Source organism: Streptomyces sp. RPA4-2 (assembly GCF_012273515.2).
Taxonomy (GTDB): domain Bacteria; phylum Actinomycetota; class Actinomycetes; order Streptomycetales; family Streptomycetaceae; genus Streptomyces; species Streptomyces kaempferi.
The window spans coordinates 7,515,140-7,535,098 of the sequence record NZ_CP050975.2 but is presented as its reverse complement, the minus strand read 5'-3'; the positions used below and the strand labels follow the sequence as shown (position 1 = coordinate 7,535,098).

At 72.3% G+C, this 19,959-nt stretch carries 16 protein-coding genes, 3 tRNA genes and 3 pseudogenes; 12 read left to right on the top strand and 10 right to left on the bottom strand.

The window, feature by feature from the left end:
- Positions 1–190 precede the first annotated feature (190 nt).
- From ddaH to HEP85_RS32930, 3 genes are all read left to right on the top strand, one after another.
- The gene (ddaH, locus tag HEP85_RS32940; RefSeq protein ID WP_168531132.1) at positions 191–967 is read left to right on the top strand and encodes a dimethylargininase; all 777 of its coding nucleotides are present in this window, start codon (positions 191–193) and stop codon (positions 965–967) included.
- Between the two features lie 309 nt (positions 968–1,276).
- Positions 1,277–2,254: an acyl-ACP desaturase gene (locus HEP85_RS32935; RefSeq protein ID WP_168531130.1), complete on the top strand. Its 978-nt coding sequence runs from the start codon at positions 1,277–1,279 to the stop codon at positions 2,252–2,254.
- Between the two features lie 274 nt (positions 2,255–2,528).
- Positions 2,529–3,395, top strand: a complete 867-nt coding sequence (locus HEP85_RS32930) for a hypothetical protein (protein ID WP_168531128.1) — start codon at positions 2,529–2,531, stop codon at positions 3,393–3,395.
- A gap of 20 nt (positions 3,396–3,415) precedes the next feature.
- On the opposite strand, the gene HEP85_RS32925 is transcribed toward HEP85_RS32930, so the two are convergent.
- A tRNA-Trp gene (locus HEP85_RS32925) sits at positions 3,416–3,492 on the bottom strand.
- Positions 3,493–3,593: 101 nt separating this feature from the next.
- Between HEP85_RS32925 and HEP85_RS32920 the strand changes: the two are divergent.
- Positions 3,594–5,019 (top strand): annotated as a pseudogene (locus HEP85_RS32920) (hypothetical protein).
- Entirely contained in the window at positions 5,016–6,830 is a 1,815-nt protein-coding gene (locus tag HEP85_RS32915) for an AAA family ATPase (RefSeq protein ID WP_168531126.1), read from the top strand. The pseudogene HEP85_RS32920 and the gene HEP85_RS32915 overlap by 4 nt, the downstream one beginning before the upstream one ends.
- A 183-nt stretch (positions 6,831–7,013) precedes the next feature.
- Here the strand turns inward: HEP85_RS32915 and HEP85_RS32910 are convergent, their stop codons facing one another.
- From HEP85_RS32910 to HEP85_RS32885, 6 genes are all read right to left on the bottom strand, one after another.
- Positions 7,014–7,517 (bottom strand): hypothetical protein, encoded by a 504-nt coding sequence (locus HEP85_RS32910; RefSeq protein WP_369657941.1) that lies wholly within the window; start codon positions 7,515–7,517, stop codon positions 7,014–7,016.
- A 54-nt stretch (positions 7,518–7,571) separates the two neighbouring features.
- The gene (locus tag HEP85_RS32905) at positions 7,572–8,189 is read right to left on the bottom strand and encodes a hypothetical protein (RefSeq protein WP_369657940.1); all 618 of its coding nucleotides are present in this window, start codon (positions 8,187–8,189) and stop codon (positions 7,572–7,574) included.
- 113 nt (positions 8,190–8,302) lie between these two features.
- The gene (locus tag HEP85_RS32900) at positions 8,303–9,649 is read right to left on the bottom strand and encodes an SDR family NAD(P)-dependent oxidoreductase (RefSeq protein WP_168531124.1); all 1,347 of its coding nucleotides are present in this window, start codon (positions 9,647–9,649) and stop codon (positions 8,303–8,305) included.
- A 28-nt stretch (positions 9,650–9,677) separates the two neighbouring features.
- A tRNA-Glu gene (locus tag HEP85_RS32895) sits at positions 9,678–9,749 on the bottom strand.
- Positions 9,750–9,780: 31 nt separating this feature from the next.
- A tRNA-Gly gene (locus tag HEP85_RS32890) sits at positions 9,781–9,852 on the bottom strand.
- A gap of 189 nt (positions 9,853–10,041) precedes the next feature.
- Complete coding sequence (locus HEP85_RS32885; protein ID WP_168531122.1) at positions 10,042–10,290, bottom strand: WhiB family transcriptional regulator; 249 nt, start codon at positions 10,288–10,290, stop codon at positions 10,042–10,044.
- A 281-nt stretch (positions 10,291–10,571) separates the two neighbouring features.
- Here HEP85_RS32885 and HEP85_RS32880 point away from each other — a divergent pair, with 281 nt between their 5' ends.
- The gene (locus tag HEP85_RS32880; protein ID WP_168531120.1) at positions 10,572–11,363 is read left to right on the top strand and encodes a VOC family protein; all 792 of its coding nucleotides are present in this window, start codon (positions 10,572–10,574) and stop codon (positions 11,361–11,363) included.
- A 215-nt stretch (positions 11,364–11,578) separates the two neighbouring features.
- Here the strand turns inward: HEP85_RS32880 and HEP85_RS32875 are convergent, their stop codons facing one another.
- Together HEP85_RS32875 and ligD are read right to left on the bottom strand one after the other, a co-directional pair.
- The gene (locus tag HEP85_RS32875) at positions 11,579–12,625 is read right to left on the bottom strand and encodes a LacI family DNA-binding transcriptional regulator (RefSeq protein ID WP_168531118.1); all 1,047 of its coding nucleotides are present in this window, start codon (positions 12,623–12,625) and stop codon (positions 11,579–11,581) included.
- Positions 12,626–12,876: 251 nt separating this feature from the next.
- A complete protein-coding gene (gene ligD, locus HEP85_RS32870; protein ID WP_168531117.1) occupies positions 12,877–13,899 on the bottom strand; it encodes a non-homologous end-joining DNA ligase in 1,023 nt (340 codons plus the stop codon).
- 74 nt (positions 13,900–13,973) lie between these two features.
- On the opposite strand from ligD, the gene HEP85_RS32865 reads away from it, so the two are divergent.
- Both HEP85_RS32865 and HEP85_RS32860 read left to right on the top strand, forming a co-directional pair.
- Positions 13,974–15,044 (top strand): ATP-dependent DNA ligase, encoded by a 1,071-nt coding sequence (locus HEP85_RS32865; RefSeq protein WP_168531115.1) that lies wholly within the window; start codon positions 13,974–13,976, stop codon positions 15,042–15,044.
- 287 nt (positions 15,045–15,331) lie between these two features.
- Complete coding sequence (locus HEP85_RS32860; RefSeq protein ID WP_168531113.1) at positions 15,332–16,327, top strand: DUF3048 domain-containing protein; 996 nt, start codon at positions 15,332–15,334, stop codon at positions 16,325–16,327.
- An 85-nt stretch (positions 16,328–16,412) separates the two neighbouring features.
- Here the strand turns inward: HEP85_RS32860 and HEP85_RS32855 are convergent, their stop codons facing one another.
- On the bottom strand, positions 16,413–16,874 hold the full coding sequence (locus tag HEP85_RS32855; protein WP_168531111.1) for a MarR family winged helix-turn-helix transcriptional regulator: 462 nt from the start codon (positions 16,872–16,874) through the stop codon (positions 16,413–16,415).
- Positions 16,875–17,125: 251 nt separating this feature from the next.
- On the opposite strand from HEP85_RS32855, the pseudogene HEP85_RS32850 reads away from it, so the two are divergent.
- The 4 genes and pseudogenes from HEP85_RS32850 (at position 17,126) to pcaG (ending at position 19,951) form a co-directional block, all read left to right on the top strand.
- Positions 17,126–17,907, top strand: a pseudogene (locus tag HEP85_RS32850) (CoA transferase subunit A).
- On the top strand, positions 17,907–18,551 hold the full coding sequence (locus HEP85_RS32845) for a CoA transferase subunit B (RefSeq protein WP_168534253.1): 645 nt from the start codon (positions 17,907–17,909) through the stop codon (positions 18,549–18,551). Before HEP85_RS32850 ends, HEP85_RS32845 begins: the two are co-directional and overlap by 1 nt.
- Positions 18,552–18,612: 61 nt before the next feature.
- Positions 18,613–19,385: pseudogene (pcaH, locus tag HEP85_RS32840) on the top strand (protocatechuate 3,4-dioxygenase subunit beta).
- Between the two features lie 2 nt (positions 19,386–19,387).
- Complete coding sequence (gene pcaG / locus HEP85_RS32835) at positions 19,388–19,951, top strand: protocatechuate 3,4-dioxygenase subunit alpha (RefSeq protein WP_168531108.1); 564 nt, start codon at positions 19,388–19,390, stop codon at positions 19,949–19,951.
- Positions 19,952–19,959: the final 8 nt, after the last annotated feature.

Below are 19,959 nucleotides of genomic sequence, written 5' to 3'. Positions count from 1 at the left end.
GGACCCGTGGGGCTGGCTAACGTCGGTCCGGACGCGGGGCCGCCCGGCGTCGGTCCCGGGGTTCCCGGGGCCGGCCGGCGGCCTCCTGTCATCGGAGCCGGGACCGCGTCGCGTCCGGCGGGGGCTGTTGCGCGCGCGAACGGCGCTGCATGATGTGCGCCGACGCACCCTGCCGATTCGGAGACCGCACGTGCCCAGCCAGAAAGCACTCATCCGCAGGCCCAGCCCCCGTCTCGCCGAGGGGCTCGTGACGCACATCGAGCGCGAGAAGGTGGACGTCGACCTGGCGGTGGAGCAGTGGGAGGCGTACGCACAGGCCCTGCGCACGCACGGCTGGGACACCGTCGAGGTGGATCCGGCCGACGACTGCCCCGACTCGGTGTTCGTGGAGGACGCCGTCGTCGTCTTCCGCAACGTCGCGCTGATCTGCCGCCCCGGCGCCGAGTCCCGGCGCGGCGAGACCGCCGGGGTGGAGGAGGCCGTGGCCCGGCTGGGCTGCTCGGTGAACTGGATCTGGGAGCCCGGCACCCTGGACGGCGGTGACGTCCTCAAGGTCGGCGACACGGTGTACGTGGGCCTCGGCGGACGCACCAACGCGGTCGGGGTCCAGCAGCTGCGCGCGGCCCTCGAACCGCTCGGGGCGCATGTGGTCCCCGTACCCGTGAGCACGGTGCTGCACCTGAAGTCGGCGGTCACGGCGCTGCCCGACGGGACGGTGATCGGCCATGAGCCGCTGGTGGACACGCCGTCGCTGTTCCCGCGCTTCCTGCCGGTGCCGGAGGAGTCCGGGGCCCATGTGGTGCTGCTCGGCGGCGAGAAGCTGCTGATGGCGGCGAGCGCCCCGAAGACCGCGGAGCTGCTCGCGGGGCTCGGCCACGAGCCGGTCGTCGTGGACATCGGCGAGTTCGAGAAGCTCGAGGGCTGTGTGACCTGTCTCTCGGTACGACTCCGGGAGTTGTACACCTGAACGAGTGAACGACTCACCCGTTCGGCTCCGGGACGTGTGAGGCAGGAGTGGTCGACGAGGCTTCGGAGCGAGCCCCGAGAGACGCGATACCGCCTGGGAGACCCCGCTGATCAGGCACTCTTTACAGCGAACTTAACCTACGGTTTCGTAACCTACGGATACGTAGCCTACGATGCCGTAGGTTTCGTCCCCGCCCAGTCGTACGTTCAGTCGTACGTTCAGTCATTCGTTTCAACGGCTCACCAGTAACACCCTCAGTAACTCACGCAGTAACTCGCTCAGTACTTTCACGTCCCCCCTGGAGCACCCGTGACGATTACTTCTCCCCACCTCGGCAGCCCGTCCGCCGCCTGGACCGACGCTCGGCTGCTGTACGCGTTGGAGGAAGTGGTCGAAACCGAGCTCAACCGTCACCTCAAGGTGGCCAAGGACTGGATGCCGCACGAGTACGTGCCGTGGAGCGACGCGCGCAACTTCCCCGGTCTGTTCGAGGACGGCGAGGCCTGGGGCAAGGAGCAGTCGAAGGTCACGGAGATCGGCCGGATTGCGCTGGTCGTCAACCTCCTCACCGAGGACAACCTGCCGAGCTACCACCACGAGATCGCCGCGCTCTTCGGCCGTGACGGCGCCTGGGGCACCTGGGTGCACCGCTGGACCGCGGAGGAGGGCCGGCACGGCATCGTGATGCGCGACTACCTGCTCGCCTCGCGCGCCGTGGACCCGGACAAGCTGGAAGCGTTCCGTATGCAGCACATGAACGAGGGCTTCGAGTCGGACAACCGCCACTCGATGCTGCACACGGTCGCGTACGTCGCCTTCCAGGAGCTCGCGACCCGCGTCTCGCACCGCAACACCGGTCACCAGTCGGGCGACCCGGTCTGTGACCGGATGCTGGCGCGCATCGCGACCGACGAGAACCTGCACATGGTCTTCTACCGGAACCTGCTCAAGGCCGCGTTCGAGCTGGCCCCCGACCTGACCATGCAGTCCGTGCGCGACGTCGTCGTCAACTTCCGGATGCCCGGACACGGCATGCCCGGCTTCGAGCGCGCCGCCGCCCAGATGGCCATCGGCGAGGTGTACAACATGCGCATCCACCACGACGACGTGCTACAGCCGGTGCTGCGCCACCTGAAGGTCCTGGAGATGGACGGCCTCGGCCCGGAGGGTCTGCGGGCCCAGGAGGAGCTCGGCTTCTTCATGGGCGGCCTGGACGCGGAGGCCTCGAAGTTCGACGAGAAGCTCGCGGCACGCAAGGCGCGGATGGCCGCGCGCGCCGCCGGCTGACACCCACCGCACGTCGCACCACCGGGGCCCGGCGGCCCCGGACGGTCGCCTCACCCCCACGCCGCCACCCGGTGGCCGGCGCCGCGTCCCGCACGTCGGCCACCGGGTGGCGGCGCGGTGCTTCAGGCCGCCCCGAGGGTGACCGCGTGGAATCGGCACGCTCCCGGCGTGCCGCCGGGGAGCTCGGTCCACGCGGGGGCCGTGCCCGCCGACTGCCGCGCGGTGGGCCGATTTTCCGGTGCGGGCCGGCACCCGGCTGCGGCATCATGCGGCCATGCATGACAACACCACGTCGGAACGGGCGGCCGGGTTCCTGTTGGGTCTGCTCGAGGCCGGGGAGGCCGAGCGAGTACGGCGGCGGATCGGCCTGCGGCCCTCCCCGCCCGACGGGGAATCGGGAGAGTCCGAGGAGGCCGCGGACGCCCGGCGCTCGGTGTACTCCTGGTGGACGCGCACGCCCGTGCCCTCCTCCGTGCTGCTGTGGGTTCTGGAGGAGGACGATCCGGAACTCAACGCCCTGGTGTGGCGGCATCTCTCCGCGGACGACGCGATGCGCCGCGCGATCGTGCGCGGGATACCGCACGGCCCCGGCCGCGGGCAGCCCGTACCGGTGGCCAAGTCACTGCGCCGAGAGCCGGAACCGCCGGTGCCCGAGCACTTCAGCCGGTTCGGGCTCGTCGGCGCGCTGCGGGCCTCGCGGTCCATGGGCCCCGCGCGGAAGGCCGCCTCCATGGTGGTGGGACACCCCGGCTGGAAGGCGGTCGCCGCGGCCGACCTGGAGCGGGCGCTGCCCGGTTACGCGCGCTGGGCGCTGGCCGTGCGCCCCGACTGTCCGCCCGCGTTGCGCGAACGGTTCGGCTCGCACGCGAAGTTCACCCACCGGGTCCGGCAGTCGGGCGTCGTCGACGGTCCCGCGCGGTACGCGACGACGTGGAGCCCCGCCGACCGGGTCCTGCGCGTGCTGTCACTGGGCCGGACGATGTTCCCGGCCCGCGTCCGGGAGGCCGAGGACGTACTGCGGCCGCTGGTGCGGGACCATCTGGGCGACCGCGAGGACGCCTGGGCCGTACTCGCCCAGCTCGTCGGCACGTACTACGGCACGGTTCCCGAACTGCTCGTGACCGCGGGGGCCGTCGCCTGAACCGCGCGACGGGGCGAGGGGGCGGGGCGGCTGGATTCGAACCAGCGTGATCTGGTTTTGGAGACCGGCTGCGCCTGCCTCTGCGCTACGGCCCCGCCCTTGGCATCGAGCGTAATGCCTTGGCCCGATGTCGGTGGGGCCTGGTACCAAGGAGGTGACGGGGAGAACGGGCACGGCGTCGGACACGGGGGTGGGGACATGCCGTACGGGGAGCGGGGGCGGCGTCCTGTCGTCGATCTGGCGGACCGCAGGGCGCTCGGCCGGTACCGGTACGTACCCGGAGGTGGTCGAGCAGGCGCGGCGGCTCAAGGAGGCCGCGCTGCTGGACTTCGGTCTGACGGAGTCGGCGGTGGCGTCCTGGCTGTACGCGAAGTGCCACCACCAACTGGCCACGACCGCGGTGGACACGGCGGCCGTGGTGGCCTCGGGCGACGGCACCTGCCTGCTGCTCTACAACCCGGACTTCTTCGTACGACTCGGCCTGGACGGCGTGAAGTTCGTGCTGTTCCACGAGGCGCGGCATCTGTTGCAGCGGCACCTGTTCGCCGACCCGGAGCTGCGCGCGGACCCGGTCTTCGAGACGGCCACCGAGGTGTCGATCAATCACGTGGCGCTGGTGCGGCTGCGCCGGGATTCCCTGCCCCTGCTGGACGGGCGTCCCACGGGCGTCGATCCGCGCGTGATCCACGCGGCGTACCGGCAGGACCTCCTCGCCCAGGGACTGGAACCGGTCGGCTACGACGAGTTCACCGCGACGGACATGACGGTGTACGGCGAGCTCAAGCGGATGCGCCACCCCCCGGTGGCCGCCCGGCGGGTGTGCGTCCGTCTCACGACCGAGGTGCCCGCGGATCAGGAGACCGTCGACGAGGTCTCGTCCTCCGCGCTGCTCAACGCTCTGCTCGCGGCCCGCCGTGGGCACCCGGGCGCCGAGCGCGAGCTGCTCGACCTGATGGGCCGCACGGAGGACGCCTCGGAACGGACGGCGAGGATCTGGGGGCGGCTCGGTGCCGCGGCCCTGCGCGGCGAGACCGTCCGCACACGGACGGTCGACTGGTGGCAGCGCTGGCTGGCCGACGTACTCGGTTCGAAACTCCGCGACGGTGAGCGGCTCGTGTACCCCAAGAAGCGGGGCGCGCTGCTCGCGGCGCTCGGCCAGGAGCCGATGCTCTCGCGGCGCGGGCCGGTCCGGGACAAGGTGCTCGTCATCGCGTACGACACCTCGGGCTCCATGCCTGACCGGGTGATCGACTGGCTCACCGGCCTCGTGGGACGGATCGACGGGGTCGAGGCGCACTGGCTGTCCTTCGACGCCGAGGTGATGCCCTTCGAGCCGGGCGGCCGCGTCCTCGGCGGGGGCGGCACCGACTTCCGGGCCGTCGCCGACTACGTCGAGGGGCGCACTGAGGTGAACGGCCGCCGCTGCGAGGCGCGTCCGGACGCCGTGGTGATGCTCACCGACGGCTGGGCGCCGCCGATCACCCCGGCCGAGCCCGACAAGTGGATCTGGCTGATCACCGAGGGCGGCAACGACTGGCCCGAGACCCACAGCCCGCCCATGGACTGCCACCGCGTGACCACCGGGTCGTACCGACCCCCCTCAGCACAGGACCAGGACCGATGACCACGGCAACCGACCCCGGCCGCACCGACCGCGGCGCACCCGCGCCCTCCCGTCTGGAGGCGTTCATCGACGCCCTGATCGCCATGGGGCAGACGGGCCAGATCTTCGGCGAGCACGGCATCGGCAAGACGGCCACGTTCTTCTCGCACGTGGCGCGCGCCCACCCCGACGCCACGCTGGTGTACGTGCCCGCGGCCAACCTCACCCCGGACGACCTGCTGGTCAACGCGCCGGTACGGGACGCCCACACCGGTGAACTCGTGCTGCGCCAGCTCGTGATGAGTCAGCTCAAGCCGGGCACACCCTTCGTGCTGCTCATCGACGACTCGTTGCAGGCGGGCGACACGGTCCAGTCCCAACTGATGCAGATCGCCTGCGACTGGACGCTCGGCGAGCACGATCTGCGCGCCCTGGGCTGCGTCGGCGTCTTCCTCACCGACAACGAGTCGCTGGCCGAGACCTCGGCGCGGCGCGGCGACCTCGCGCTCCTCGACCGCATGGTCACCCTGCGCGTCACGGCGAACGACACGTCGTGGCGCCGCCATCTGTCGGCCACGTACCGGGAATGGGACCTGGCACCGGTCTTCTCGCTGTGGGCCTCCCTCTCCCCCGCGCTGCGCGAGCTGCTCTCACCGCGCACCCTCGACCACGTCCTGGCCAACGCCCGGGAGGGATTCCCGCTGCGCTGGGCCCTGCCCCTGGTGGGCGGGGAACGGCTGCGCCTCGTCGAGCCCCGTCCCGACGGCCGCCCCGGACAGAACCGCACCGCGGAGATCCTGGACCGGATCGCCGCGGAGCTCGGTGTGTCCAATCCGTCGACGATCCCGGACCCGGTCCGCCAGGTCGTCAGGGCGGCCCTGCGCAATCGCTGGACCGTGCTGCTGCAGGGACCGCCCGGCTGCGGAAAGACCGAGCTCGTACGGGAGACGGTGCGCGAGGGCCTCGGCCGGGAGCCGCTGTACTTCTCGCTGCCGGTGACCAACGTCGAGGACCTGTGCGCCCCGGTCCCGTCGGCGGACGGCACCCTGGACAACCTGCTCGCGGCGAACTTCACGGGTCCCGAGCCGAAGGCGATCGTCTGGGACGAGTACAACCGGCCCAAGGACAAGGCCGCGTTCGCCAAGCTGATGGAGATCACCCAGGAGTGGTCGCTCGCGGGGCGCCGGATCGAGAACCTGCGCGCGCAGATCGCCGTCCAGAATCCGCCGTACCACCTGGGCCGCAAGCTCCTGGTCGCGCGGAACAACATCGCGCAGGCCAGCCGGTTCACGGCCTCCCTGACGGTCGAGCCGCAGGACATCCCGGCCAACGAGTGGCTGCTCGCGCGGTACGGCGCGGACGCCGAGACCGTCCTGGACTGGTGGAAGAACGACATCGACGACGAGGGCCGTGCCTGGATCACCAAGCGCACCCTGGAGCGGCTCATCAAGCTGCACCGGCACGGGCTCGACCTGGAGATGGCGACGGTCTACCTCGGCGACGGCGAGTACGCGCCCGTGTCACTGACGGCGCTCGTCGACCGGCTGCGCGGGCGCCCGGTGACGGGGCTGCGCGAGCTCGCCCGCGAGGCGGACGCCTGGGAGGCCCGGCTGCGGCGCGCGGCCCGGGACTCCGACGAGGGCACCGACGACAGCGACGTCGTCCACCAGATCCTCGCCAACGCGGAGCTGTCCCAGCTGAAGAAGCACCGGGCGCTGGTGGTGCGGCTGCTCCCCCTGCTGCCGCCGAAGCTGCGGGCGACGTATCTGGTGGGCGCGTCGGCGCAGCAACAGCGCTTCTGGACGGAGATGTTCACGGCCATGCGGCGCTGACACCCGGGCGATCCTCGCCGCGCCGCCCGGCGCCCGCCCTGCCGCGCGGCCGACGCCCCGCAGGCACGGCACCAGCGGTGCGCCTCGCTTCCGGCAGGCTCGGGCCGCGCTCCTCGGCCCCGGGAGGCACCGGCAGTGCTCCTCCCCCGCCCGGCGCGGGCCGCGCTCCGCCACCCGGCAGCTCTAGCCGCCCTCCTCCGCCCCGGCGGGCGCCGTGCGGTGGACACTGCGTACGGCGGCGACGTCCGGCGGGACGGCCGGGGCGGGGACGTGCGCGCTCAGCGCCGCCAGCCGTCGTTTCACGCTGGTGGCGATGCCGCCGCCCAGCACGAAGCGGGTCGCGGTGGTGGCACGCGGCGCGGTGTCGAGGAGGCGGTGGGCCTCACGGCTGCGCATGCCGGTGTGGGTGAGGACGAGGTGGGTGAGCCGGTGTTCGGCGCCCGCCAGCGTGTCCGCGATGGCGGTGGCCGCCGCGAGGTCGATGTGGTTGTCGGCCGCGCCGAGCATCGCGGCGGCGCGCACCCGGCCGAGGTCGAGCAGGGCCACCCCGGCCGCGGTCGCCGCCGTCACCAGCCGGGCGGCGGCATCGGCCCCGATGCCGTTGCTGGCGACGGAGAGCCGCGTGAGACGTCCGTACGGCGCCCGCTCCAGCGCGCCGGCCAGCCGCAGCGCACCCGCGTCGCCCAACCGCGCCGCCGATATGTAGAGTTCGCCGACCGCTCCGCCGCCGATCAGCTCGGCTTAGAGCGGTACGGCGCCCGCCGCGCCCAGCGGATTGCCGCCGACGAACAGCCGCTCGATACGGCGGCCGTTCTCCGCCGCGGTGAGGAGGGCGTCGGCGAGGACGACCGCGCCCGCCGCGTCGAGCCCGGTCTGCACGAGGTCCAGCGTGCGCAGCGACCGCGCGGCTTCGACGAGTTCGGCGGCCGCCCGCCCTCCCCCGCCGCCGAGCGGATTGCGCTTGAGCCAGACGCCGGTGACGACCCTCGGCGAGGCCCGCAGGTTGTCGGCGATCCGGCAGGCCCCGCCGGCGGTGATCCCGTTGCAGCCGAGATACAGCGTCTCGACCTCCGCGCCGCCCGCCACCGCGGCGGCCCCCTCGTCGCCGAGCCCGTCGGTACCGAGCAGCAAGTGCCGTACCGGGGAGGCGCCCTCGCGGAGCGCGTCGGCGATCAGCGCCGCGCCTCGCGGGCCGATCCCCTGCTTGCACAGGTCGAGGCGCCCGTCGGGCAGCGCCGTACCCGCCGTGAAGTCCAGCCGCTCCCCCGCCGGGCGGCCACCGCGCAACCAGTCGAGCAGTGGCTCCAGTTCGGCCGCGGGACGCGGCACGACGGACGGCACGCCCGCGAACTCCGGCACAGGCTCCGACTCCGGGCCCGGCTCCGGGCCCGGCTCCGGGCCCGGCTCCGGGCCCGGCTCCGGGCGCGACTCCGGGCGCGGCCCCGGCGCCGCACCCCGCGCACCGGCCCCGCTCACCACTCCGCCTCCCGGTAGTCCTTGAGGAACACCCCGGACACCGGCGCGCCCGCCTCGCCCCGCACGATGGGGTCGTACACCCGGGCCGCCCCGTCCACCACGTCCAGCGGGGTGCGAAACCCGGCGCCCGCCATCCGTTCCTTCTTCGGAGCGGGGTTCTCGTCGGTGATCCAGCCGGTGTCGACCGCGCACATGTGCACGCCCTGGTCGGCCAGTTCGGCCGCGCTGGTCCGGGTGAGCATGTTCAGGGCGGCCTTGGCCATGTTGGTGTGCGGGTGGCCCGCCATCTTGTTGCGCACCGCGAAGCGGCCCTCCACGGCTGTCACGTTGACGACGTAGCGACGGGGACGGGGCGAGGCGAGCAGCAGGGGCAGCAGCCTGTCGCAGAGCAGTGCCGGGGCGAGCGCGTTGACCAACTGGGTCTCCAGGACCTCGGCCGGGTCGAGGTCGCCCAGCCGCGCCGACCAGGAGTTCTCCGGAGAGGGGTCGGGCAGCAGTCCGGCCTCGTCGGCCTCCCGCAGGGCCGCGGGCAGCGCCGCACGGCCGCTGCCCAGCGCGCGCATCGATGTGAACCCCGGCGCCTGCCGGGCGCCTTCGGGAAGTCCGGCGCGCTCCCCGGCGGCCAGCAGGGCGTACGACTCGACGGGCCGCCGCACCGTCTGCGCGGCGTTGTTCACCAGGATGTCGAGCGGCTCGCCCTCCCGCCGCAACTGCTCGCACAGCCCCAGCACCTGGCGCGGATCACGCAGGTCCACCGCCAGCACCGTCAGCCGGTCCAGCCATTTCGCGCTGCCCGGTTCGGCGCGGAAGCGGCGTGCCGTGTCGTGCGGGAAGCGGCTGGTGACCAGGAGCTCGGCGCCGTCGCGCAGCATCATCAGGGCCAGCTGGAAACCGATCTTGACCCGGCCTCCGGTGAGCAGGGCGCGCCGCCCGCCGAGGTCGGTGGCGAGAGCGCGCCGGGCGGTGTTGTCGGCCGCGCAGTCCGGGCACAGCCGGTGGTAGAAGGCATCGACCTGTCGATAAGGCGTCTTGCAGACGTAGCAGGTGCGGGATTTCACGAAGACGCCCCCCGCGGTGGCGCCGTCTCCGGGGTGTGTGAGCGGCGCGTCCTCCCGCCGGTCGAGCGCGCCCGTCGCGGTCGCGGCCATCACCGCCGCGTCGGTGGCGGACGCCTCGGCGCCGCGCGCCTTGCGCCTGCGCAGCCGCCCCTCGCGCGCGAAGGACGCGGCGACCTGTTCCGCCCGCAGCCGCACCGGGTCGTCGACGGGCAGGTCGCGCAGCCTGCCGACCGTACGGTGGAACGCCGCCAGCTCGTCCTGTGTGATCCCGCCGCCCTCACCCATGTGTCCCCGCCCCGCGTGCGCGCTCCTGTGGCCCCGGCCGGATTCGAACCGGCGTATCCGCCTTGAGAGGGCGGCGAGTCTGCCTCTGCTCTACAGGGCCCCGTTCCCCCGGCCCGGCCGACCGGACGCAGCCCGGACGACCGGATTCGAACCGGCGTATCCGCCTTGGCAAGGCGGCGAGTCTGCCTCTGCTCTACGCCCGGGTGCGCCAGCGGATCCTAACCGCACTCCGGCCGCGCCGGCGCATCGATTACGGGGCCGCCGTACCGCATGACGGCGCACCGGCCGTGAGACGGTCGCCGAAGGGCGCGAGACGTGTCGTCGAAGGGGGTGCGGGGTGTGTCGGAGTACGGGTGGAGGTACGTCGGAACCGTACGCGCGAGGGCGCCCGGTCAGTGTCGGTCCGCGCGCCGGAGGCTGAGCCGTTCCTTCTCGGAGAGGCCACCCCAGACGCCGAAACGCTCGTCGTTGTTCAGCGCGTATTCGAGGCAGGCCGGGCGCATCTCGCACATGCCGCAGATGCGCTTTGCCTCACGCACCGAGCTGCCCGGCTCGGGAAAGAAGAACTCTGCCCCGGTCTGCGCGCACAGCGCCTGCTCCTGCCAGTCGGAGTCGGCCGGGATGATGGTGTCGGTGTGCATGCCGAAGAGCCTGCCCCGGATCGAAAAACGTTCGATCAACGCCGGATCAACGCCACGTTCCGAGCGTTCCGGCGGCCCCGATGATGCTCCCACCGACGGCACGGGGGCACGGCGGCGCGCGGGCTCCGTGAAAACAATACAAACATCTCCGGTCACCCGTGGTGACCGGTGCGGTCGCCCGCATCACGGCCCGCGCCGGCCCCGCGTCCCGGCAGCGATTGTCAGTGGGCGGTGCAAGACTCGGCAGAGCAGACAACGGGACCCCTCAAAGGAGGGCACTCATGCTCACCACCCGCTTTGTTTCCGGCGCTCCGAACTGGCTCGATATCGGCACGCCCGACATCGAGGGCGCCACCTCCTTCTACGGAGGCCTCTTCGACTGGCGGTTCCAGTCGGCGGGGCCCGACGCCGGCGGCTACGGCTTCTTCCAGCTCGCCGGGAAGACCGTCGCGGGCGGCATGCAGACCACCTCCGAACAGGGGCCGCCCTCCTGGACGGTGTACTTCCAGACCCCCGACGCGGAGGCCACCACCAAGGCCGCCGAGCAGGCCGGGGGCAATGCGGTCTTCCTGCCCATGGATGTCATGGGCGAGGGCCACATGGCGATTCTGGCCGACCGGGCGGGCGTGCCCTTCGGCCTCTGGCAGCCGGCCCGGACCAAGGGCGTCGACGTGGCGGGCGACCCCGGCTCGCTGTGCTGGGTCGAGCTCTACACCCCGGACGTCGCCGCGGCCGCCGCGTTCTACAACTCGGTGTTCGGCTGGGAGACCTCGGCCGCGCCGTTCCCCGGTGGCACGTACACCTGTATCAATCCCGCCGGGGCCGAGGAGACGGACATGTTCGGCGGCGTCGTCCCGCTGGCCGACGACCCGACCGAGGCCGCGTCCGGTGCGTACTGGCTGCCGTACTTCGAGGTGACCGACACGGACGCGACCGTCGCCAAAGCGCAGGAGCTGGGCGGCACGGTCCGTATGCCCGCCACGGATCTGGAGGGCGTCGGCCGCATGGCCAAGCTCGCCGACCCGTACGGGGCACGCTTCGCGGTGATCAAGAGCGCCCCGCGGCCGAGCTGAGCCCCGCCGCGGCGACGCCGGGAGCGGACGGGCCGGCCGGCCCCACCAAGGGCCGGCCGGCCCACTCACCGGCTTCCGTCGCTCCGTCCCCTGCTTCCTCGCTCCGTCCCCGACCCCCGTGGCTTACCCCGCCGTTCCCGTCGTCGCACAGCCCCGTGCCCCCCGGCAGCCCGGCGTCGCCGCACAGTCCTGACGCCGGCACCCGTGCGGTCCGGCTACGCGGAGGCCCGTCGTACCAATGTCGTCGGCAGGATCACGTCGGAGGGGCCGCGCACCGCGCTCTCCTTCGCCGTACGCCGGTCGAGATCCCGCAGGAGCAGACGGGCCATCAACCGCCCCATCCCCTCTATGTCCTGACGGACCGTGGTGAGCGGCGGATCCGTCTGCTCCGCGACCGGCAGCATGTCGTCGAACCCGATCACCGCGACGTCGTCCGGCACCCGCCGCCCCCGCTCGCGCAGCACCCGCAGGGCTCCCGAGGCGGTCAGATCGTTCGCGGCGAACACCGCGTCGACGTCGGGGCAGCGCTCCAGCAGTTCGCGCATCGCGCGCTCGCCGCCCGCGGGCGTGAAGTCGCCCTCGACCACGAGCCGCGGATCGGCGTCGGCCATGACGTCCCGGAACCCGTCGAGCCGGTCGACGGCGGAGGTCTGGTCGAGGGCGCCGGTGATGTGCGCGACGCGGGTACGCCCCAGCGCGACCAGGTGGCGTACGGCCGCGCGGGCGCCGCCCCGGTTGTCGCTGTCGACGTACACGGGGGCCGCGGCGTCGCGGGTGCCGTCGCCCCAGCCGGGCCGTCCGCCGAACACGGTCGGCACGCCCGCGCCGTGGATCAGCTCGGGCAGCGGGTCGTCGAGGTGCAGCGAGAAGACGAGCGCGCCGTCGACGTGTCCACCGGCGAGGTACCGGCCCACCCGCGCGTGGTCGTCACGGCCCTCCGTGAGCAGCAGGACGAGCTGCGAGTCGTGCGCCGTCAACTCCTTGCTGATGCCGCGGAGCTGGAGACCGAAGAAGGGGTCGGCGAAGACCCTGGTCTCCGGTTCGGCGATGACGACGGCGACCGCGTCGTGGCGCCGGGTGACCAGGCTGCGGGCAGCCTGGTTGGGAACGTAACCGAGTTCCTCGACGGCCTGCCGGACCCGTTCGACGAGTGGTTCGCGCACTCCGTCGCCGCCGTTGACCACACGCGACGCGGTGGCCCGGGAGACGCCCGCCCTGGCGGCCACGGCCTCCAGTGTGGGGCGCGACGCTGTCTCGGTCACCTCAGGGCTCCTCCTCGGCGGTTGCCGATCAGGATAGCCCCGGTAGGCACTCGATGAGAGCGCTCCCGGCGCCGGGCCCGGCGCCCTCGGCCGATGGGAACCGCACTCGAGACGCCGTGGCCGATCGAAGGGAACGGCGCTCAAGACGCCGTGCCCGGCCGAAGAAGACGCCGCTCAAGACGCCGTGCCCGACGGCGCCCGCCCGACGGGAACGGCCGGCCACCCGTCACCCGCGCCGGCGGCCCACCGGTCTACGCCTGGCCCTCCGCGCGCTTGGCCCGGCTCGGCTGCACCCTCTTCGGCTCGCCCGGCATCTTCGGGTACTCGGGCGGATACGGCAGATCCCCGAGGCCGTGGTCGTGCTCGTCGCGGGCGGCCAGTTCCAGCAGCGCTTCGAGGGAGTAGGCGTGGTCGTCCATGTCCGCGTGCACGTCGCCGAGTTCGGCGAAGCGCTTCGGCATGGTCGCCAGGTCGAAGTCCCGGGGGCGGGCCTCCCCCACCTCCTCCCAGCGCAGCGGCGCGGAGACGGGGGCGTGCGGGCTGGGACGTACCGAATAGGCGGAGGCGATGGTGCGGTCCCTGGCCGTCTGGTTGTAGTCCACGAAGATCTTTTCGCCCCGCTCCTCCTTCCACCAGGCCGTGGTCACCCGGTCGGGCATCCTGCGCTCCAGTTCACGCCCGGCCGCGATGGCGGCGCGGCGCACCTGGGTGAAGGTCCAGCGCGGTGCGATCGGCACGAAGACGTGCAGGCCGCGCCCGCCGGAGGTCTTGGGCCAGCCGCGCAGGTCCCCGTACTCGTGGAGAACCTCGCGCAGTTCGTGGGCGGCGCGCACGGCGTCCTCGTAGTCCGTACCGGGCTGCGGGTCGAGGTCGATGCGGAGTTCGTCCGGGCGGTCGACGTCGTCGCGGCGCACCGGCCACGGGTGGAAGGTGAGCGTGCCGTACTGCGCGGCCCAGAGCACGGCCGCCACCTCGGTGGGGCACATCTCGTCGGCACTGCGCCCGCTGGGGAAGGTGATGTGGGCGGTCGGGATCCAGTCGGGCATGTTCTTGGGCGCCCGCTTCTGGAAGAAGTTCTCGCCCTCGACTCCGTCCGGGTAGCGCTCCAGGGTGGTGGGGCGGTTGCGCAGGGCGCGCAGGATGCCGTCACCGACGGCGAGGTAGTACTGGGCGAGGTCCAGCTTCGTGAAGCCGCGCTCCGGAAAGAAGATCTTGTCCGGGCTGGACAGACGTACGGTCCTGCCGGCTGCATCGAGTTCCACCGCTTCGCCCATGCGGGCCACGGTAGGCGCACCCCGCCCGCCTCGCACACCGGGCGAACCGCTCCGTGTCACCGCAGAATCGAAGCATGGATCTGCCGGTGATGCCGCCCGTGAAGCCGATGCTCGCCAAGTCCGTGGCGAAGATCCCGCCGGACATGCACTACGAGGCGAAGTGGGACGGGTTCCGCGCGATCGTGTTCCGCGACGGAGCCGAGGTCGAGCTCGGCAGCCGCACCGGCAAAACGCTGACCAGGTACTTCCCCGAGCTGGTGGAGGCGCTGCGCGAGCGGCTGCCGGAGCGTTGTGTGATGGACGGCGAGATCGTGATCGCCAGGGACGGCCGGCTCGACTTCGACGCGCTCACCGAGCGCATCCACCCCGCCGAATCGCGGGTGCGGACGCTGGCGGAGAGGACCCCCGCCTCCTTCGTCGCCTTCGATCTGCTCGCGCTGGCCGACGAGTCACTGCTCGACGTGGGGCTCGGCGACCGGCGTGCCCTGCTGACGACGGCGCTGTCGGGGACGACCGCACCGGTCCATCTGGCACCGGCGACCACCGACCGGGAGGTGGCGCAGCGGTGGTTCGAGCAGTACGAGGGCGCCGGGCTCGACGGGGTGATCGCCAAGCCGCTCAGCGCGCCGTACCGGCAGGACGAGCGGGCCATGTTCAAGATCAAGCACGAGCGCACCGCGGACGTCGTCGTGGCGGGGTACCGCTTCCACAAGAGCGGCCCGATCGTCGGTTCCCTGCTGCTGGGGCTGTACGACGACGCGGGCGTCCTCCAGCACGTGGGGGTGAGCGCGGCCTTCCCCATGAAGCGGCGGGCCGAGCTGGTGGCGGAGCTGGAGCCGCTGCGCATGGAGGACATCGAGCGGCATCCCTGGGCGGCCTGGTCGCGGGAGTCGGCGCAGGAGTCCGCGCGGTTGCCGGGCGCGCCCAGCAGATGGTCGGCGAAGAAGGACCTCTCCTGGGTACCGCTGCGGCCGGAACGGGTGGCCGAGGTGGCGTACGACCACATGGAGAACGGCGTACGGTTCCGCCACACGGCCCGCTTCCGCCGCTGGCGCCCGGACCGGACCGCCGAGAGCTGCACCTACGGTCAGTTGGACGAGCCCGTGGGGTACGACCTCGCGGAGATCCTCGGGCCGCCGGACTGACGACCACGCACCCGGTCCCCCCTCCGGGTCTCTCCGGGTCTCTCCGGACCCCGCCCGGTCCTTGCCCCGTCCCGCCCACCGGTCCCGCCGATCCCACTGGCCCTTCCGATCCCACTGGATCTACCGGCCCCCCGGTCCCGTCCGGCCCTCGCCCTCGGATTCGCGGTAGATCAATCAGCGCGCCGATCGATCCACTCACCGCGCACGACCTCGAAAAGAACGGGTATGAGCACCGATGAACCCATGAACATATAATCGATGGCACGGGACGGGGTGGCACGGTGGGCATGCGACAGAAGGCACTGATACGGCGCGGCGCGGTGGCCGCGGCGCTGCTGACGGTCGCGGCGACGGGCCCCTTGATGGCGGGCTGCGCCTCGGGCGGCGGCGCGCACGCCGACGGACGCGCCCGGACTCCCGGCCTGAGCCAGTCACCGGAGCCGACTCCTGGTCGCGCCAGTGCCGACAGCGTCGGCTCCCTCCTCGCCGTGAAGATCGACAACGTGAGTGCGGCCCGCCCCCAGACGGGCCTCGACGCGGCGGACATCGTGTACGCGGAACAGGTCGAGGGCGGCCTGAGCCGGCTGATGGCCATCTACGCGACCCAGCTGCCGAAGGCAGTCGGACCGGTGCGCAGCGCACGCGAGTCCGACCTGGAGCTGCTGCGCCAGTTCGACGAGCCGACGCTCGCGTTCTCGGGCGCCCAGCACAAACTGCTGCCGGTCATCGACAAGGCCCCGCTGCGGCCGGAACCGCCCGAGCGGAACGCCGACGCCTACTACCGCGGCACCGCCAAGCCCGCCCCCCACAATCTCTATGTGCGGCCCGGCCGACTGCTGGGGTCGGCCCCCGGCGCCGCCGCCCTCACCACCGGGTTCCGCTTCGGGGCGGCCCCCGCGGGCGGCAGTCCGGAGACGTCCCGGACGGTGCGGTTCCCGGCCGCCCGCTTCACCTTCTCCTGGTCCGCGAGCACGCACCGCTGGCTGGTGTCGACGGACGGGACGCCGACGGTCACGACGGACGGCAAGAGGGTGGCTGCGGCGACCGTCGTCGTGCAGTACGTGAAGCTGCGCGAGTCGAAGTACCACGACGTCCTCGGCAACAACACGCCCTTCACGCAGACGGTCGGCTCGGGGACGGCGAAGGTGCTGCGCGACGGCCGGGTCTTCGACGCCGACTGGAAGCGGCCGGCCGCGACGGACGGCACGCGGTTCACCACGAACGACGGCGCGCCGATGAACTTCGCGACGGGCCAGGTGTGGGTGGTCTTCGCGGCAGCGTGAAGGCGCCTCGCGACGGGGGCTGTGCCGGGCGGCGTCCGGCGCGGCCGTGCCGGGCGGCGCCCGACACGGCCCACCGCCGGGCCCGCTACGGGGCCGGAAGGGGTTCCGCCGGATTGCGGAGCCCCTCCGCGGCATCCGACACCCGCCGGAGGAGATCGAAGAACACGGTCTGCTCCTCGGCGGAGAGCGGGGCCAGGAAGATCTGGTTCATCCGTGCCGTGCGCACGGTCAGTCTGCGGTGCGTGCGCGTCCCTTCGTCCGTCAGGCGCAGCAGCGAGCGCCGGCCGTCCTGGGGGTCGCGCACCTTGTCGAGCAGGCCCCGGCGGCCGAGCCGGCTGACGACCTCGGCGATGGTGGAGCGGTCCAGGCCCACCCGCTCCCCCACCGTGCGCTGATCCAGCCCCGGCTCCGCGACGAGCGCGTTCAGGACCGCGAACTGCGGCGAGGTGATCTCCTCGGAGACCATCGTGTTCCACAGCAGGTAGTGCGCCTGCTGCAGCCGCCGGGCCAGGTGCCCGGGGTGGGTGGAGAGGTCCACCGCGGCCATATGCGCTCCAGGGATCGTCGGCACGGTCGTTTGCCCAGCATTTTTTGGTATGTGCACTGAACGATACCGTCCGCGCACCGGCCTGTCTTTCGCGCGGATCAAGCCTGATCATGCTGCTCCCGGCGGGGTATTGACGGCGGGACGCCCGGGTGGCAGCGTAAATGGAACCTTGGAGAGATACTCAGTGCCCTGACTATTTGCGCCCTGTTCGATGACGACTCGGGACGCTCGGGAGAGAGAGGGCTTCACGGATGGACAAGGTGGTCGCCACGGCCGCGGAGGCGGTGGCCGATGTGCCGGACGGCGCGCGGCTCGCGGTGGGCGGGTTCGGACTGAGCGGCGTACCGAATGTGCTGATCCAGGCCCTGTTCGAGCGCGGGACCACCGGTCTGGGAGTGGTCTCCAACAACTGCGGGGCGATGGAGTCGGGCCTCGCGGTGCTCCTGGCGGCCGGGCGGATCGCACGGGTGACGGGCTCCTACATCGGGGCGAACAAGGAGTTCGCCCGGCAGTACCTGGCCGGGGAGCTGGAGGTGGAGCTGATCCCGCAGGGGACGCTCGCGGAGCGGCTGCGGGCGGGCGGGGCGGGGATCCCGGCGTTCTTCACTCCGGCGGGGGTGGGTACGCAGGTCGCGGACGGCGGACTGCCGTGGCGCTACGACGGCCGGGCGGGGTGGCGGTGGTCTCACCGCCGAAGGAGGTCCGCGTCTTCGACGGGGCCGAGTACGTGCTGGAGCGCGGGATCCGTACGGATTTCGCCCTGGTGCGGGCCGCGAAAGGGGACCGGCACGGGAATCTGGTGTTCAACAAGTCCGCCCGCAACTTCAATCCGCTGGCCGCGACGGCCGGGCGGGTGACGGTCGCCGAGGTCGAGGAGCTGGTCGAGCCGGGGGAGATCGATCCGGACGCGGTGCATCTGCCCGGCGTCTTCGTGCAGCGCGTCGTCACCCTCACCCCGCAGCAGGCGACCGCCAAAATGATCGAGAATCGGACGGTTTCCCGTCCCGCGGCCGGTCGATCGGTGGGTGCGTGATGGCGTGGAGTCGCGAGGAGATGGCGGCGCGTGCGGCGCGTGAACTGCGCGACGGGCAGTACGTGAACCTGGGGATCGGGCTGCCGACGCTGATCCCGAACCACCTGCCCGCGGGTGTGGAGGTGGTCCTGGAGTCGGAGAACGGGATCCTGGGCACCGGCCCCTACCCCACCGAGGACCAGGTCGATCCGGATCTGATCAACGCGGGCAAGGAGACCGTGACCGTCCTGCCCGGGGCCTCCTACTTCGATTCGGCACTGTCGTTCTCGATGATCCGCGGCGGGCACATCGATGTCGCCGTGCTGGGCGCGATGCAGGTCTCGGCGCGCGGTGATCTGGCGAACTGGGCGGTACCGGGAAAGATGATCACGGGCATCGGCGGCGCGATGGACCTGGTGCACGGAGCCCGGACGGTGATCGTGGTGATGACCCACACCGCGAAGGACGGCTCGCCGAAGATCCTTCAGGAGTGCGCGCTGCCTCTCACCGGCAAGGGCTGTGTCGACCGGATCATCACCGACCTCGGCGTCCTGGACATCACCCGGGACGGTCTCGTCCTGGTGGAGACGGCGCCCGGCGTCACCGCACGCGAGGTCGCCGCCAGAACCGGCGCCAGGCTGCACACCCCGCAGGAGCTGTCATGAGGCCCGGCTACGTCGTCGACGCCGTCCCCGCCCCCGTCCCCGAACGACAGGAAGCCCCCGCATGGCCCTCACCCAGTCGGACATCGACACCGAGATCAAGGACCGCCAGGACGCGTACGACAAGGCGGTCGTTTAAGCGGCGCCCCGGTCCGGCACCATCCGGAGCGCGACTACCCCCCGTACCGCAGCTCCCTCCTCCGCCACCCCCGCCAGCCGCTCGTCGCGGTCGGCGGCGGCGACCCGGAGACGGTCGAGCTGTCGGGTCCGGTCTTCGGCGTCACCGACATCACCGAGATCGACAACGACCTGACCCGGCAGCACCGGGGCGAGCCGGTCGGCGAGCGCATGACCGTCTCCGGCCGGGTGCTGGACCGCGACGGGCGGCCGGTCCGCGGCCAGCTCATCGAGATCTGGCAGGCCAACGCGGCCGGCCGCTACGCGCACCTGCGCGAACAACATCCGGCGCCGCTCGACCCCCACTTCACCGGCGTGGGACGGACACTGACGGATGATCAGGGACGGTACCGGTTCACCACGATCAAACCGGGACCGTACCCGTGGGGGAACCACACCAACGCGTGGCGGCCCGCGCACATCCACTTCTCCGTCTTCGGCACCGCGTTCACCCAGCGCCTGGTGACGCAGATGTACTTCCCCGGCGACCCGCTCTTCCCGTACGACCCGATCCTGCGGTCCGTGACGGACGGGGCGGCCCGCGACCGGCTGATCGCCGCCTACGACCACGCGCTCTCCCAGCCCGGGTTCTCGCTCGGCTACGCATGGGACATCGTCCTCGACGGTCCCTCCGCCACCTGGATCGAGGAAGGCCGTTGAGCATGACCGAGCGGTTGCTCCCCACCCCGTCCCACACCATCGGCCCCTTCTACGGCCACGCGCTGCCCTTCCCCGGCGGCGAGCAGGTGGCGCCCCCGGGGCACCCCGACACGATCACCGTGCACGGGTACGTGTCCGACGGCGCGGGCAGTCCGGTACCCGACGCCCTCCTGGACTTCTGGCAGGCGGCACCCGACGGCTCACTGGCGGGTGCCCCCGGCTCGATGCGCCGCGACCCCTCGACGGGCGGTTTCCTCGGCCGCGACGGCGTCGGCTTCACGGGCTTCGGGCGGGTCGGAACGGACGCCGACGGGCACTGGGCCCTGCGTACGCTGCCGCCGGGCAACGCCGGCCTGCCGTACCTCGGTGTGTGCGTGTTCGCCCGCGGTCTGACGCACCACCTCTTCACCCGCGCGTACCTCACCGACGGCGCGGACCCGCTGCTCGACTCGCTCCCGGCCGACCGGCGCGCCACGCTGATCGCGGCCAAGGGGCCGGACCGCACGTACCGTTTCGACATCCGTCTTCAGGGCGAAGGCGAAACGGTCTTCCTGGAGTTCCAGTGACACCTGCC